Source organism: Halomonas sp. 328, from assembly GCF_015645095.1.
Taxonomy (GTDB): domain Bacteria; phylum Pseudomonadota; class Gammaproteobacteria; order Pseudomonadales; family Halomonadaceae; genus Bisbaumannia.
In genome coordinates, this window is record NZ_JADOTW010000015.1 from 20,635 (window position 1) to 35,723 (window position 15,089).

At 68.2% G+C, this 15,089-nt stretch carries 15 protein-coding genes; 13 read left to right on the top strand and 2 right to left on the bottom strand.

Annotated elements, in window-relative coordinates; translation table 11 throughout:
* Positions 1 to 186: 186 nt before the first annotated feature.
* From IHD13_RS09120 to IHD13_RS09160, 9 genes are all read left to right on the top strand, one after another.
* Positions 187 to 684 carry a PaaI family thioesterase gene (locus tag IHD13_RS09120; RefSeq protein WP_195860733.1) on the top strand — a complete coding sequence of 166 codons (498 nt, stop codon included), beginning with the start codon at positions 187 to 189 and terminating at the stop codon, positions 682 to 684.
* Positions 681 to 1,133 carry a PaaI family thioesterase gene (locus IHD13_RS09125; RefSeq protein ID WP_195860734.1) on the top strand — a complete coding sequence of 151 codons (453 nt, stop codon included), beginning with the start codon at positions 681 to 683 and terminating at the stop codon, positions 1,131 to 1,133. The genes IHD13_RS09120 and IHD13_RS09125 overlap by 4 nt, the downstream gene beginning before the upstream one ends.
* Before the next feature lie 103 nt (positions 1,134 to 1,236).
* Complete coding sequence (htpG, locus tag IHD13_RS09130; protein ID WP_195860735.1) at positions 1,237 to 3,141, top strand: molecular chaperone HtpG; 1,905 nt, start codon at positions 1,237 to 1,239, stop codon at positions 3,139 to 3,141.
* Between the two features lie 177 nt (positions 3,142 to 3,318).
* Positions 3,319 to 3,909 carry a cysteine hydrolase family protein gene (locus tag IHD13_RS09135; RefSeq protein WP_195860736.1) on the top strand — a complete coding sequence of 197 codons (591 nt, stop codon included), beginning with the start codon at positions 3,319 to 3,321 and terminating at the stop codon, positions 3,907 to 3,909.
* A 384-nt stretch (positions 3,910 to 4,293) separates the two neighbouring features.
* A complete protein-coding gene (locus IHD13_RS09140) occupies positions 4,294 to 5,865 on the top strand; it encodes a Re/Si-specific NAD(P)(+) transhydrogenase subunit alpha (RefSeq protein WP_195860737.1) in 1,572 nt (523 codons plus the stop codon).
* Between the two features lie 16 nt (positions 5,866 to 5,881).
* Complete coding sequence (locus IHD13_RS09145) at positions 5,882 to 7,324, top strand: NAD(P)(+) transhydrogenase (Re/Si-specific) subunit beta (protein WP_195860738.1); 1,443 nt, start codon at positions 5,882 to 5,884, stop codon at positions 7,322 to 7,324.
* A 102-nt stretch (positions 7,325 to 7,426) separates the two neighbouring features.
* Positions 7,427 to 8,488, top strand: coding sequence for an NAD(P)H-dependent glycerol-3-phosphate dehydrogenase (locus IHD13_RS09150; protein WP_195860739.1), 1,062 nt, complete (start codon positions 7,427 to 7,429; stop codon positions 8,486 to 8,488).
* The gene (gene sixA / locus IHD13_RS09155; RefSeq protein ID WP_195860740.1) at positions 8,485 to 8,961 is read left to right on the top strand and encodes a phosphohistidine phosphatase SixA; all 477 of its coding nucleotides are present in this window, start codon (positions 8,485 to 8,487) and stop codon (positions 8,959 to 8,961) included. The genes IHD13_RS09150 and sixA overlap by 4 nt, the downstream gene beginning before the upstream one ends.
* A gap of 16 nt (positions 8,962 to 8,977) precedes the next feature.
* Positions 8,978 to 9,301 carry an antibiotic biosynthesis monooxygenase family protein gene (locus IHD13_RS09160; RefSeq protein ID WP_195860741.1) on the top strand — a complete coding sequence of 108 codons (324 nt, stop codon included), beginning with the start codon at positions 8,978 to 8,980 and terminating at the stop codon, positions 9,299 to 9,301.
* On the opposite strand, the gene IHD13_RS09165 is transcribed toward IHD13_RS09160, so the two are convergent.
* Entirely contained in the window at positions 9,298 to 10,245 is a 948-nt protein-coding gene (locus IHD13_RS09165; RefSeq protein WP_195860742.1) for an AEC family transporter, read from the bottom strand. The two genes, IHD13_RS09160 and IHD13_RS09165, sit on opposite strands and share 4 nt — an antisense overlap.
* Positions 10,246 to 10,459: 214 nt before the next feature.
* Here IHD13_RS09165 and IHD13_RS09170 point away from each other — a divergent pair, with 214 nt between their 5' ends.
* From IHD13_RS09170 to IHD13_RS09180, 3 genes are all read left to right on the top strand, one after another.
* Positions 10,460 to 11,290 carry an alpha/beta fold hydrolase gene (locus tag IHD13_RS09170; RefSeq protein ID WP_195860743.1) on the top strand — a complete coding sequence of 277 codons (831 nt, stop codon included), beginning with the start codon at positions 10,460 to 10,462 and terminating at the stop codon, positions 11,288 to 11,290.
* Positions 11,266 to 12,165: an alpha/beta fold hydrolase gene (locus IHD13_RS09175; protein ID WP_195860744.1), complete on the top strand. Its 900-nt coding sequence runs from the start codon at positions 11,266 to 11,268 to the stop codon at positions 12,163 to 12,165. Before IHD13_RS09170 ends, IHD13_RS09175 begins: the two co-directional genes overlap by 25 nt.
* Positions 12,166 to 12,241: 76 nt before the next feature.
* Positions 12,242 to 13,408: a patatin-like phospholipase family protein gene (locus tag IHD13_RS09180; RefSeq protein WP_442786567.1), complete on the top strand. Its 1,167-nt coding sequence runs from the start codon at positions 12,242 to 12,244 to the stop codon at positions 13,406 to 13,408.
* A gap of 8 nt (positions 13,409 to 13,416) precedes the next feature.
* On the opposite strand, the gene IHD13_RS09185 is transcribed toward IHD13_RS09180, so the two are convergent.
* A complete protein-coding gene (locus IHD13_RS09185; RefSeq protein WP_195860745.1) occupies positions 13,417 to 13,998 on the bottom strand; it encodes a Smr/MutS family protein in 582 nt (193 codons plus the stop codon).
* A 124-nt stretch (positions 13,999 to 14,122) separates the two neighbouring features.
* Between IHD13_RS09185 and prmB the strand changes: the two genes are divergently transcribed.
* Positions 14,123 to 15,076 (top strand): 50S ribosomal protein L3 N(5)-glutamine methyltransferase, encoded by a 954-nt coding sequence (gene prmB / locus IHD13_RS09190; RefSeq protein ID WP_195860746.1) that lies wholly within the window; start codon positions 14,123 to 14,125, stop codon positions 15,074 to 15,076.
* Positions 15,077 to 15,089: the final 13 nt, after the last annotated feature.

A 15,089-nucleotide genomic window follows, 5' to 3' on the forward strand; every position in this document is an offset into this window, starting at 1 on the left:
AGAGGGGCGTGGCATCCCTTCATCCTCGCCCATCTGACGCCGTCTGAGTAGTGTCGCCGTGAACCGACATGGATAGTGGGGCCCGGGGCCGAGGCGTGTTTCGCGGAGAGTAAGCCTGGCCGTGAAGATTGCGGCGGCGGGGCGATCGGCGCTAGATTAAAACAATTGTTCGAATTCGGGGGCGACATGCAGGCTGATGATCGACAGCGAAGCGAGTCAGAGTGGCTGGCGGCCATGAACCGCTTCGTGGGGGTGATTCCCCATACTCGGGCCTTGGGCCTTGAGGTGACGGCGGTGTCGCCGCGCTTGCGGATGCGTCTGCCCTGGCAGGAGACGCTACTGGGGGACGCCCGGCGTGGCCTGGTGCATGGCGGGGTGCTGACCCTGCTCCTCGACACCCTCTGCGGCTCGGCGGTACTGCGCGGCCTGCCGGCCCCGGAGGTGTGTCCCACCCTCGACCTGCGGGTCGACCATTTCCGTCCCGGGGTGGCCGGGCACGACCTCTGGGGCGAGGCCTGGGTCGTACGCCTGACCGAGTCGGTGGTCTTTACCGAGGGGCTGATCTGGCAGGCGCCGGAGCGACCGCTGGCCCGGGGCATCGGCAACTTCGCCCGCCTCGGGGCCCGCAATACCCCACCGGGCTTCGCCGAGGCCCTGTTTGCCGATTCGGAGCCGACGCCATGACCCACGACCCCCGACAGACCTGGCTGGCCGAGACCCATGCCCGGGGCGATATCGCCGCCTGGCTGGAGGCCATTCCCTATGCCCGCCATCTCGGCATTGAGGTGGCCGAGCGGCGTCCACGCTTCCTCTATCGGCTGGCGCCCAGGCCGGAGAATATCGGCAACCCCCTGCTGCCGGCCCTGCACGGTGGCGTGGTGGGGGCCTTTATGGAGACGGCGGGCCTGCTGGAGCTGATGCGAGTCGGGGAGAGCCCCCGGCTGCCCAAGATCGTCGACTTCGCCATCGACTACCTGCGCAGTGCCCGGGTGGTACCGACCCTGGCCCATTGCGAGATCACCCGGGAGGGGCGGCGCCTGGCCAATGTCTCGGTGACCGCCTGGCAGGAAGACGAGGCCCGGCCGGTGGCCCGGGCGCGGCTGCATGCCCTGCTGGTTTCGCCCGATGGCTAAGCGAGGGACTTGAAAAGCCCGTGGCGGGCCCCATATGACACCTCACTGCGATTTTCCGGCGCCTCGCGCCAGCAACTCCGTGATTCAATGAGGACCCTGCCAGATGTCCACCGCCACTCATGAAGAAACCCTGGGCTTCCAGACCGAGGTCAAGCAGCTGCTCAAGCTGATGATCCACTCCCTCTACTCCAACCGGGAGATCTTCCTGCGTGAGCTGATCTCCAACGGCGCCGACGCCTGCGACAAGTTGCGCTATGCGGCCCTGGACAACGACGCCCTCTACGAAGGCGACAGCGAGCTGCGCATCGAGATCGAGCACGACGGCGAGGCGGGCACCGTCACCGTGCGCGACAACGGCATCGGCATGAGCCGCGACGAGGTGATCCAGAACCTGGGCACCATCGCCCGCTCCGGCACCGCCGAGTTCCTGCAGCAGCTCTCCGGCGAGCAGCAGAAGGACGCCAAGCTGATCGGCCAGTTCGGGGTCGGCTTCTACTCCGGCTTTATCGTCGCCGACGAGGTCACGGTGCGCACCCGCAAGGCGGGCAGCGACAAGGCCTCCGGCGTCGAGTGGCGCTCGAAGGGCGAGGGCGAGTTCAGCGTCGCCGACATCGAGCGCGAGGCCCACGGCACCGAGATCGTCCTGCACCTCAAGGGGGACGCCCAGGAGTTCGCCGACGATTTCCGCCTGCGCAGCCTGGTGCGCAAGTACTCCGACCACATCGAGGTGCCGGTGCGCCTGCCCAAGGTGGAGACCGCCAAGGACGACGACGGCAAGGAGATCGAGGGCAGCGAGGTCACCACCTGGGAGACCGTCAACGAGGCCACCGCCCTCTGGGCGCGCCCCAAGGGCGAGATCAGCGACGAGGAGTACCAGGCCTTCTACAAGCACGTGGCCCATGATTTCAGCGACCCGCTGACCTGGAGCCATAACAAGGTGGAAGGCAAGCTGGAGTACACCAGCCTGCTCTACGTGCCGGGGCGTGCCCCCTTCGACCTCTACGAGCGGGATGGCGCCCGGGGCGTCAAGCTCTATGTGCAGCGCGTCTTCATCATGGACGACGCCGAGCAGTTCCTGCCCCTCTACCTGCGCTTCATCAAGGGCGTGGTGGACACCAAGGACCTCTCCCTGAACGTCTCCCGGGAGCTGCTGCAGCAGGATCCCCAGGTCGACAAGATCAAGTCCGCCCTGACCAAGCGTGGCCTGGACATGCTCAAGAAGCTGGCCAAGGACGCCGAGGCCTACCAGACCTTCTGGAACACCTTCGGCACGGTGCTCAAGGAGGGCCCCGCGGAGGACTTCGCCAACCGCGAGAAGATCGCCGGCTTGCTGCGCTTCGCCACCACCCATACCGACAGCGCCACCCAGGACCAATCCCTGGCCGACTATGTGTCGCGCATGAAGGAAGGCCAGGAGAAGATCTACTACATCGTCGCCGACAGCTTCAAGGCGGCCAAGTCCAGCCCGCACCTGGAGATCTTCCGCAAGAAGGGCATCGAGGTGCTGCTGCTCTCCGACCGCATCGACGAGTGGCTGATGAGCCACCTCAGCGAGTTCGAGGGCAAGGCCTTCGTCGACGTGGCCAAGGGCGAGCTCGACCTGGGCGAGGTGGAGAACGAGGAGGAGAAGCAGGCCCAGGAGGAGACCGCCAAGGCCAAGGAGGCCCTGGTCAAGCGGGTCCAGGAGGCCCTGGGCGAGGCGGTGCAGGAGGTCAAGGTGACCCATCGCCTGACCGACTCCCCGGCCTGTGTGGTGCTGCCGGAGCACGAGATGGGCTTCCAGATGCGTCGCATCATGGAGGCCGCCGGCCAGACGCTGCCCGAGGTCAAGCCGATCCTCGAGCTCAACCCCGAGCACCCGCTGGTGGCCCGCCTGGAGGGCGCCGAGGGCGACGCCTTCGGCGACCTGGCGCATATCCTCTTCGACCAGGCGATCATCGCCGAGGGGGGGCAGCTCGAGGACCCGGCCGCCTACGTCAAGCGGCTCAATGCGCTGCTGACCGCCTAAGCCCCGTCTCGGGCCGTCGCAACACCAACACCCCGCCTCGGCGGGGTGTTTGCGTTGGTGCGCGGGTCAAGGGCGCGGCAGTCGAAGGAGGTGCGTTTAGGGGCTTCCCGGCAGGCGCGCCGCTTGGCACCTATGCTGAGGGAATGCCGCCGCCGCGGCCTTGTCGAGAGGGATGCCATGACCCCCCGCTACGGAAGTACCAGCCTGCGCCTCTGTGATGCCCGCGACGAGAGTGCGGCCCTGGTGATCATCGATATGCAGCGGGCCATCGACGGCTGGGGCGAGCCCAGCAACCCCGACCTGGAGGCCAACCTGGCCGAGCTGCTGGCCTGCTGGCGGGGCGGCAGCGGCCATATCGTCCATGTGCGCCACTTCTCCCGCTCCCCGGGGTCACCGCGTCGCGCCGGGCAACCCGGCGCCGAGTTCAAGGACTGTGTTACCCCCGCCCAGGGCGAGCGGGTGCTCACCAAGCATATGGACAGCGCCTTCGTGGACACCGACCTGGAGGCCTGGCTGCGCCGTCATGGGGTGGGGCATCTGGTGGTGGCCGGCGTGACCACCGGCCATGCGGTGGGCACCACGGTGCGTCACGGCGCCTGCCTGGGCTTCTCGCTGAGCGTGGTGGAGGACGCCTGCGCCTGTTTCCCCCTCGCCGACCTGGCTGGCCGGGCCTGGTCCGGCGAGGCCCTGCACCAGGCCAGCCTGGCGCTGCTGGCCGGGCGCTATGCCACCATTACTTCCACTCGCGAGGTGGTCCAATATTTCTAACGCCCAGGAATAACCCTTTCATTATGGCGTCCATAAGCCGTTCCATGGTCTGGCGTTTGCCTTCATATCCTTGATAAACAATGGCTTGTCGTTGTTTTAACGATAAGCCCAGGGTTATGGTCGGGATAAGTTTTTTATATAAGTCAAAGTTTTCACAAAAGGCTTGCTTTTGCCTTTTTGGACTAAGGAGACTAGTAGGGATTTTCCTTATCCCCCCAATAACGTACCACCCATGAGTGGTGACACTGGACACGAGGAGCGACTGCCCATGCATCCGTTGATGGATTCACGGCTCGGCGGGTTCCGGCCTGGCGAGGCCCGACCCGGCCAGCGAGGAGAGACCCGCGGCGACGGTATCACTGCCCAGGGACGAGGAGGACGCGCATGAAGATCGGAGCCCCCAAGGAGAGCGCCCGCGGTGAAGCGCGGGTCGCCCTGACTCCGGAGAGCGCCCAGCAATTGCAGAAGCTGGGACATGAGTGCCTGATCGAGAGCGGCGCCGGCGTGGCCGCCGGCTTCGACGATGCCGCCTACCGCGACGCCGGCGTCGGCGTGGTGGAGAGCGCCGAGGCGCTGTGGCGCGACGCCGAGGTGGTGATCAAGGTGCGCGAGCCCTCCGAGGCCGAGACCGGGTACCTGCGCGACGGCCAGACCCTGATCAGCTTCTTCTGGCCGGCCCAGAACGAGGCGCTGCTGGCGGCCTGCCAGGCCAAGGGCGCCAATGTCATCGCCATGGACATGGTGCCGCGGATCTCCCGCGCCCAGAAGATGGATGCCCTGTCGTCCACCGCCAATATCGCCGGCTATCGGGCGGTGATCGAGGCGGGCAACCAGTTCGGGCGCTTCTTCACCGGCCAGGTGACCGCCGCGGGCAAGGTGCCGCCGGCCAAGGTGCTGGTGATCGGCGCCGGCGTCGCCGGCCTCGCCGCGATCGGCACCGCCACCAGCCTGGGCGCCGTGGTGCGCGCCTTCGACGTGCGTCCGGAAGTGGCCGAGCAGATCGAGTCCATGGGCGCCGAGTTCCTGTTCCTCGACTTCGACGAGAGCGCCGACGGCGCCGAGAGCGGTGGCTATGCCAAGCCCTCCAGCCCCGAATTTCGCGAGAAGCAGCTGGCCCTGTTCCGCGAACAGGCCCCCGAGGTGGACATCGTCATCACCACGGCGCTGATCCCCGGCCAGCCGGCCCCCAAGCTGTGGCTCGAGGACATGGTCAAGGCCATGAAGCCGGGCTCGGTGATCGTCGACCTGGCCGCCGAGAAGGGCGGCAACTGCGACCTGACCGTGGCGGACGAGCGTGTCGTCACCGACAACGGCGTCATCGTGGTGGGCTACACCGACTTCCCGTCACGCATGGCCACCCAGGCCTCGCTGCTCTACGCCACCAATGTCCGCCATATGCTGACCGACCTGACCCCGGAGAAGGACGGGCAGATCGTTCACGACATGGAGGACGATGTCATCCGCGGTGCCACCGTCACCTACCAGGGCGAGATCACCTTCCCGCCGCCGCCCCCCAAGGTGAAGGCGATCGCCGCGGCCAAGCCCAAGCCCAAGGAGAAGGCACCGACCCCGGAGGAGAAGCGTGCCGCCGAGCATGCCGAGTTCAAGGCCCAGACCAAGCGCCAGGTGACCCTGCTGGGGGCCGGCGGCGTGTTGATGCTGCTGCTGGCGCAGATCGCCCCGGCCTCCTTTATGCAGCACTTCATCGTCTTCGTGCTGGCCTGTTTCGTGGGCTTCCAGGTGATCTGGAACGTCAGCCACTCCCTGCATACGCCGCTGATGGCGGTGACCAACGCCATCTCGGGGATCATCATCCTCGGCGCCGTGCTGCAGATCGGCTCGGGGAACTGGCTGGTGGTGCTGATGGCGGCCATTTCGGTGCTGATCGCCACCATTAATATCGTCGGTGGCTTCCAGGTGACACGCCGGATGCTTGCCATGTTCCAGAAATCCTGAGGGGCGGAGAAAACTGATGTTGAGTCAAGGATTCGTTTCTGCCGCTTCTATCGCGGCGAGTGTGCTGTTCATCCTCTCCCTGGGGGGGCTGAGCAACCAGGAGAAGGCCAAGCGGGCGGTGTGGTACGGCATCGTCGGCATGGGCCTGGCGGTCTTCTTCACCGCCTTCGGCCCGGGCATCGGTCACTACTGGCTGATGATCCCGATGATCCTGATCGGTGCCGTGATCGGGGTCATGGTGGCCAAGCGGGTGGGCATGACCGAGATGCCCCAGCTGGTGGCGGCGCTGCACTCCTTCGTCGGCCTGGCGGCGGTCTTCGTGGCCTGGAGCGCCGACCTGGAGCGCATTCGGGTGCTGGCCGCCCAGGCCGCCGGGGAGTCGATGGCCGAGTTCTCCGCCTTCGCCGCCCTCGTCGCCACCAAGGACGCCGCCGAGCTGACCTTCCTGCAGCTCGAGGTGATCTTCGCCATCTTTATCGGCGCGGTGACCTTCACCGGCTCGGTGGTGGCCTTCGGCAAGCTGGCCGGCAAGGTGGACGGCAAGCCCCACAAGCTGCCCGGCGGTCACTGGCTGAACGCCGGCGCGGCGGCCGTTTCGCTGCTGCTGGCGGTGGCCTACCTCAACGGTGCCGGCTTCTGGACCCTGCTGGTGCTGGCGGCCCTGGCCTTCTTCATCGGCTGGCACCTGATCATGGGCATCGGCGGCGCCGACATGCCGGTGGTGGTCTCCATGCTCAACAGCTACTCCGGCTGGGCGGCGGCGGCCATCGGCTTCACCCTCTCCAACGACCTGCTGATCGTCACCGGCGCCCTGGTGGGCTCCTCCGGTGCCATCCTCTCGTACATCATGTGCAAGGCGATGAACCGCAACTTCCTCAGCGTGATCCTGGGCGGCTTCGGCGGCACCCAGGGCCCGGCGGCGGAGATCGAGGGCGAGCAGGTGGCCATCGACGCGGCGGGGGTGGCCAGCAGCCTCAACCAGGCCGACAGCGTGATCATCGTGCCGGGCTACGGCATGGCGGTGGCCCAGGCCCAGAACGCGGTCAGCGAACTGGTGCGCAAGCTGCGCGCCGCCGGCAAGGAGGTGCGTTTCGCCATCCACCCGGTGGCCGGGCGCCTGCCGGGGCACATGAACGTGCTGCTGGCCGAGGCCAAGGTGCCCTATGACATCGTCATGGAGATGGACGAGATCAACGACGACTTCCCCAAGACCGACGTGGCGATCGTTATCGGCTCCAACGATATCGTCAACCCGGCGGCTCAGGAGGATCCCAACAGCCCCATCGCCGGCATGCCGGTGCTGGAGGTGTGGAAGTCCAAGGTGGTGTTCGTCTGCAAGCGTGGCCAGGGCACCGGCTACTCGGGCATCGAGAACCCGCTTTTCTACAAGGAGAACACCCGGATGTACTACGGTGACGCCCGGGAGAGCATCGATAACCTGCTGGCCCTGCTCGACTGATCGTCATCTCGTGATGACAGCATGAAGACGCCCGAACCGGCTGCCGGTTCGGGCGTCTTTTTCGCTACAATCGAGACCTCACTCAGTCTTGCGGGGCCCCTTATGGCAGAGGAACAGATGACGGTCGCGGTACTCGGCGGCGGTAGCTTCGGCACCGCACTCGCCAGTATCGCCGCGGATAACGGCGCCCGGGTGCGCCAGTGGTTGCGGGATCCGGCGCTGGTCGCCCAGATCAATGCCGAGCATCGCAACGGGCGCTACCTGCCCGACTACGCCATCAATCCGGCGGTGGTCGCCTCGGGTGACATGGCCGAGGTGCTGGCCGGCGCCGAGCTGGTGCTGGTGGCGATTCCCTCCAAGGCCTTCCGCGAGGTGGTGCGCCAGGCGCGCCCCCACCTGCATGCCGAGCAGATCCTGGTCAGCACCACCAAGGGCATCCAGGAGGAGGGCTTCAAGCTGATGAGCCAGATCCTCGAGGAGGAGACCGGCTTCCCTCATATTGGCGTGCTCTCCGGCCCCAACCTGGCCTCCGAGGTGGCCGACAAGCAGCTCACCGCCACGGTGATCGCCAGCGACGATGCCTTGACCCGGGCCCGGGTGCAGACCGCGCTGGGTTGCGACTACTTCCGGGTCTATGCCAGCAACGACCGCCATGGGGTGGAGCTGGGCGGGGCTCTGAAGAACATCTACGCCATCGCCGCCGGCATGGCCGCGGCGCTGGGCATGGGCGAGAACACCCGCAGCATGCTGATGACCCGGGCCCTGGCCGAGATGAGTCGCTTCGCCGTGGATCAGGGCGCCAACCCCATGACCTTCCTGGGCCTGGCCGGGGTCGGCGACCTGATCGTCACCTGCTCCTCGACCCTGTCGCGCAACTTCCGGGTCGGCCAGGCCCTGGGGCAGGGCAAGGGCCTCGACGAGGCGGTGGCGGCCCTGGGTCAGGTGGCCGAGGGGGTCAACACGGTACGCTTGGTGCGCGACAAGGCCCGCGAGGATGGCGTCTACATGCCGCTGGCCGAGGGGCTCTATCAGGTGCTCTTCGAGGGCGTACCGGCGCGGCAGATGGCCAAGATGTTGATGCAGGGGGAGCAGAGCAGCGACGTGGAGTTCATCCTCTCCCGGGAGGACGTCCAGCAGGCCCGTCGCCTGGAGCCGGGCTCATGAACGAGCGACTGTGGATCATGCGTCACGGCGAGGCGGGAGCGGGTCGCCCGGACAGCGCCCGGGAGCTGACGCCCCGGGGCCACCGCGAGGTGGCCGCCATGGCGGCGTGGTTCGGGACCCGCGGAATCGGCCCCTGCCGAGTGCTGGCCAGTCCCTACCGCCGCGCCCGACAGAGCGCCGAGCCCATCGCCGCGGCGCTGGGCGTCGCCCTCGAGATCCATGAAGGCATCACCCCGGATGACGACCCCCGGGCGGTGGCTGACTGGCTGCTGACGCAGCCCGAGGGGAGGCCCCTGGTGCTGGTCAGTCATATGCCGCTGGTCGGCGCCCTCACCGGGCTGCTGGTGGAGGGCCGCGTCACCATGGGGCCGGGCTTTGCCACTGCCGCCCTGGCGGAGCTGGAGGCCGAGGCCTGGGCGGCGGGCTGTGCCCGGCTGCGTGGCCTGATCACCCCCGCCGACCTGGCCACTTAAGACTCAAGGAGATCCCATGACCTTTATCGTCAACAACCGCGTCTTCGTGAATGCCGGTTTCGAATCGGAATTCGAAGAACGCTTCCGCCGTCGTGCCGGCGAGATCGACCAGCAGCCCGGCTTTATCGCCATGCGGGTGCTACGCCCCCTGGGCAACCAGGCTCCCTATGTGGTGGAGACCGAGTGGGAGAGCCAGGCGGCCTTCCGCGCCTGGGTGGGCAGCGACGACTTCAAGCGGGCCCATGCCAACCCGATGCCCGCGGAAGCCACCGCCGAGGGCGGTGGCCTGGAGCAGTTCGAGGTGGTGATCGGCGCCTCCCGCGACGAGGGGCGGGGTTAGATCAGTCCCGCGGCCTTAAGGCCGAAGGCACCCAGGGTGATGGTCACGCTGGCCATCAGGGTGGTCAGGGCGATGATATTGGCCGTCAGCACCGTATTGCCGCCCATCGCCTTGGCCATCACGAAGGCCGCCGCCGCCGTGGGGCTGGCGAAGAACAGGAAGAGCACCCCCAGTTCGCGCCCCTCGAAGCCCACCAGCCAGGCCCCGCCGGTGGCGAGTGCCGGCAGGGTCACCATCTTGATCAGGCTGGCACCGGTAGCCAGTCGCCCGGAGTCGAGCAGGGCGCCAAGTGACAGGGTGGCCCCCACACAGATCAGCGCCAGGGGCAATGAGAGCGAGGCGAAGTAGTCCCCCGAGGTCATCAGCCAGCCAGGCAGGCGGAGCTCGAGCAGGGCGACGGGCAGGGCCGCCACCACCCCGAGGATCAGCGGGTTCTTGAGGATACTGGCGAAGATGCCACGCCAGTCGGTGCGTGCCTTTCCCTGATAGGCGGCGAGCGCCAGCACCGAGAGGCTGTTGTAGCTGAGAATGACGACACCCAGCAGCACCCCCCCGGCCGAGAGACCGTACTCCCCGTACATACCGGCGGCCAGCGCCAGACCGACGATGCCGCAGTTGCCGCGGAAGGCGCCCTGAATATAGCTGCCCCGCTCGGCCAGAGGCACCCGCCATGCTGCCCAGCCCCAGATCAGGACGAAGCTGACCAGGGTGGCCAGGGCAAAGTAGCCCAGCAGGGCGGGGTTGAGGGTGGCGTCCAGGTCGGCACGCACGATGCTGAGGAAGATCAGGGTCGGCAAGGTCGCCTTGAACACCAGGCTCGAGGCGGTGTTGATAAAACCCTGATCGATCCAGCCGAGACGCTTCAGGCCGATGCCGATGAAGACCATGGCGAAGACCGGCAGGGTGATCTCCAGGGTCTGGGAGAAGAGGGCGCCGAGCTCCATCAGCGCGCCAGCCAGAGGCCGACGACGATGGCGGCGAGTACGGTGGCGAAGAACAGGCGGTTGCGCAGGCGGGTATCACGGGGTCGGGTCACGGGGGGCTCCCTGGCGGATTGGCGTCAAATGAGTTAGAACAAGTGTTTGATCAAGGCGCTTCGCCTATCCACTCGATGGTAAACCCGTTAGTCTGCTATCGCCACGTTGGGACATCCTCGTTATGCCGCTTCCTGCCCACGACACTCTGCTCTTCGCCCATGCCAATGGCTTCACCGGGGCCAGCTATCGCAGCCTGCTGGCGCCACTGGAGGCGCATTTTCGCGTCGAGGCCCTCGACCGCCTGGGCCACCACCCGGACTACCCGGTGGGCCCCAACTGGCTGGCGCTGCGCGACGAGCTGCTGGAGCGGTTGGCGGCCTTCGAGGCCCCGGTGATCGGCGTGGGGCACTCCATGGGCGGGGTCCTGATGGCCATGGCCGCCGAGGTGGCCCCGGAGCGCTTTCGCTGCGTGGTGGTGCTCGATTCCCCGCTGATGCTGGGGGTCGACGCCTGGGTGATGAAGGCCGCCAAGCGGCTGGGCATGATGGATCGCCTGACCCCGGCCGGGCGCACCAAGGGGCGCCGCGCCGAGTGGCCCGGCCGCGAGGCCATGCATCGCGCCCTCAGGCGGCGTCCGCTCTTCTCGCGTTTTACCGATGACGCCCTGCGCGACTATGTGGAAGGTGCCACCCATCTGCTCGATGACGGCCGGGCGAGGCTCGCCTTCGATCCGGAGATCGAGGCAGAGATCTTCCGCCAGCTGCCGGATCATCTGAGCCGTTTGCCGCACCGCCTGGGCGTGCCCCTGGCCATGCTGGGTGGGCGCGACTCCGACCTGATCACTCCGCGTCGGCGCCGCCGCCTGCGCCGTCACGGGGTGCGGGTGGAGACGGTACCCGGCACCCATATGTTTCCCATGGAGCACCCGGACGAGACCCGTCGGGTGCTGCTCTCCACCCTGGAGACACTATTAGAGGAGAGGCCGCGATGCGCGATGAGCCCCAATCTCTGACCCTGGCCGAGGGCCGGCTCGCGGCCCTGGCCTGGGGCGATCCCGAGGCACCCACCTGGCTGGCCCTGCATGGCTGGCTGGATAATGCGGCCAGTTTCTCGCGGCTGGCGCCCCGTCTGGTGGAAGCGCGGAAGATCCGCGTGCTGGCCCTGGACTTCCCCGGCCATGGGCACTCGGCGCCGCGTCCCGAGGGCACCGACTATGCGCTCTGGGACAACTGTCATGCGGTGCTCGATGCCCTGGACGAGCTGGGCCTGGCGGCGGCACCGTTGTTGGCGCACTCCATGGGCGCCGGGGTGGCTTGCCTGGTGGCGGCGGCGCTGCCGGAACGGGTCGAGCGGCTGATGCTGATCGATGGTATCGGCAGCCTCACCACCCCGGCGGAGGAGGTCGCCCAGCAGTTGCGCAAGGGCCTGCTCGGCCATCGCCGCCCCTCGTCGCCGTCGCCCCGTTACCCCGATGCGGCCACCGCCCTGGCGGCCCGGGTGGCGGGGGGCGTGACCCCCATCGATACCGAGACCGCCGAGCCCCTGGTGGCCCGCAACCTGGCGCCCACGGCGGAGGGGCGGGTGCGACTGCGTACCGATGGTCGCCTGCTGCGTCCCTCCCTGGTGCGATTGTCACCGGAGCAGAGCCGCGCCATGCTTAAGAGTATCGAGGCGCCGACGCTGCTGGTGGAGGGCGAGGCGGGCATCCTTGGCCGGCGCGCCCATGCCGAGCAGGCGCGCCAGGCGCTGCGGGGTCTCGAGCGGCGGGTGCTGCCGGGCGGTCACCACCTGCACCTGGAGCCGGATGCCGTGGATGCGGTGGCCGAGGCGATCCTGGCCTGGTGGGCGACACGAGACGAGTCACAGCGAGTTCAGGAGGCACCATGAGCGAGGCGACTGGTTCGGGAAAGCGCGTGGCCCTGGTGTTGGGCAGCGGCGAGGCGCGGAACGTTGAGGAGGCGCCATGAGCGAGGCGACGGGCACCGGCAAGCGGGTGGCCCTGGTGCTGGGCAGCGGCGGGGCGCGGGGCTATGCGCATATCGGCGTGATCGAGGCCCTGGAGGCCCGCGGCTACGAGATCGTGGCCCTGTCGGGGTGCTCCATGGGGGCCCTGGTGGCCGGGGTCTATGCCGCCGGTCAGCTGGGCGCCTATCGCGACTGGGTGGGCAAGCTCGACTATATCGATGTGCTGCGCCTGGTGGACGTGAGCTGGAGCCCCATGGGAGCGATGCGCGCCAACAAGGTGATGGCCAAGCTGGAGAGCCTGATCGGCGAGACCCTGATCGAGGAGCTGGAGATTCCGGTCACCACGGTGGCCACCGACCTGGTACGCCAACGGGAGGTGTGGTTCCAGTCCGGTCCGCTGCTGCAGGCGATTCGCGCCTCCATCGCCGTGCCCGGGGTGATCACCCCGGTGCATCTCGGCGAGCAGGTGCTGGTGGATGGTGGCCTGCTCAACCCCCTGCCGATCATGCCCACCATCTCCGCCCAGGCCGACCTGGTGATGGCGGTCAACGTCACCGCCCACAGTCCCCATCCGGTGAGCCTGGAGGCCCTGCTGCCCCCGGAGGAGGCCGCCGAGGAGGCCGCCCGCGAAGAAGAGGGGGGCATCGCCGGCTGGTTCGAGGAGGTGCGACGGCGCACCCAGCGCTGGTTCTCCTCCACCGAGGACGACAGCGACAACGGGGGGGCCAAGGCCGCCCGCCAGCGTGCCTGGGGGCGCCTGGAGATGGTCCTGGCCTCCTTCGATATCACCCAGGCGACGCTGGCCAAGTACAAGGTGGCGGGCTATCCGCCGGACGTGCTGATCGAGATTCCCAAGACGGTCTGCGGCGCCCACGAGTTTCATCGTGCCGAGGCGCTGATTCGCCTGGGCCGCCACCTGGCCGACCAGGCCCTGGATAGCTACGAGACCACCCCGGAGGGGGTGCAGATGGCGGTGCATGTGGGACCCAAGGTCGCCACCCTCGCCCCGGTCAGCGAGTCGGTGCCCGGGGTGGCGGGAGAGCAGACGATGATCGACGAAGCCGAGCTCAGGGCCCCGGATGCCGAGACCGCCGACGACGCGACGGGGGGAGAGGCCTCGGAGGAGGACTCCTCGGGAGAAGACCGCGGGATGGCGTCTTCCTAGGTCGCGGCCTAGAGGGCCTCGCCACGGCGCCGCAATAGGATATAGACCGCCCCGGTGCCGCCGTCCGCCTCGATGGCGGAACAGAAGGCCAGCACGCTGGGCCACTCCCGCAGCCAGGCATTCACATGGCTCTTGAGCACCGGGTAGTCGTCCAGGGCATTCTGGCTGCGTGCCTTGCCGTGGACCACCAGCACGCAGCGGCTGCGCCGGGCCAGGGCGTCGTGGAGGAAACTCTCCAGTTCGCGGCGCGCCTCCTCCAGGGTGTAGCCGTGCAGGTCGAGGCCCGCCTCCCAGCTAATGCGCCCGCGCTTGAGCTGGGCCTGGGTGCGGTAGGGCAGGTCGGGGAGGGCGAAGTCGAGGTACTCCGAGGGGCGCACCGGCTCCACCCGACCGTCGGAGGTACGGCTGGTGGGTTGGCTGGGGTCGGCGGCGGTGGCCGCGGCGCGGCGTTCGGCGAGGCTCTCGGCCTGGCGCCGGGGGCGGCCGGGGTCGGCGCGATTGGCCTTTAGGCGGCGCACGCCGGCCTCTTCCAGGGCCTGGCGGAATAGGGAGATCTCCTCCTCGGGCGGTTCACCCTGGCGTCGACTCATGGGGGCTCTCGTTGGGGGATTCTGGACTTGGCGCCCAGTATAGCGACTCGGCGGTGACTGTGAACCGGACGGCGCTGCGGGTACAATCTTTCGCCCAACCGATTTCGCCGAGACAGGAGTCCGTGTGGCCGCTCAACGCCCCGCCGCCCATTCCACCCTGAGCCTCACCGACGAGGCCCTCACCGAGGGGCTGGTCAGCCTGCGCGACTGCCTGCGCTGGGCCGCCAGCGAGTTTCATGCCCATGGCCTGCACTTCGGGCACGGCACCGCCTCGCCCTGGGACGAAGCGGTGGCACTGACCCTGGGCGCCCTGCACCTGCCCTGGGACGTGGATCCGGCGGTGCTCGATGCCCGCCTGCTGCCCATGGAGCGGGCGCGCATCGTGACCCTGGTGCGCTCCCGCATCAGCGACCGGCGCCCCTTGCCCTACCTGCTCGGCGAGGCCTTCTTCGCCGGTTACCCCTTCGACGTGGACGAGCGGGTGCTGATTCCCCGTTCGCCCATCGCCGAACTGATCGAGGAGGGCTTCGCCGCCTGGTTCGGCGACCTGCCCCCGGCCCGGGTGCTCGACCTCTGCACCGGCTCCGGCTGCATCGGCATCGCCACCGCCCTGCACCTGCCCACCTGCGAGGTGGACCTGGCGGATATCAGCGCCGACGCCCTGGCGGTGGCCCGGCAGAACATCAGCCGCCACGACGTGGGGGAGCGGGTGCGCGCGGTGGAGTCCGACCTCTTCGCCAACCTGGCCGGTCGCCGCTACGATTTGATCGTCTCCAACCCGCCCTACGTGGACGCCCGGGACCTGGCCACCATGCCCGCCGAGTTCCAGCACGAGCCGGCCCTGGCCCTGGGCGCCGGCAGCGATGGCCTGGACATCGTGCGGCGCATCCTGCGCGAGGCCCGCGACCACCTCAGCGACGAGGGGGTGCTGATCGTCGAGGTGGGGAACTCCGACCGCCACCTGGAGGCGGCCTTCCCCGAGGTACCCTTCCTGTGGCTCGACTTCGAGCGCGGGGGCCATGGGGTCTTCGCCCTCACCGCCCAACAACTCGACGCCCATGCGGCGTCCTTCGCCTGACCGTCATCGCGAG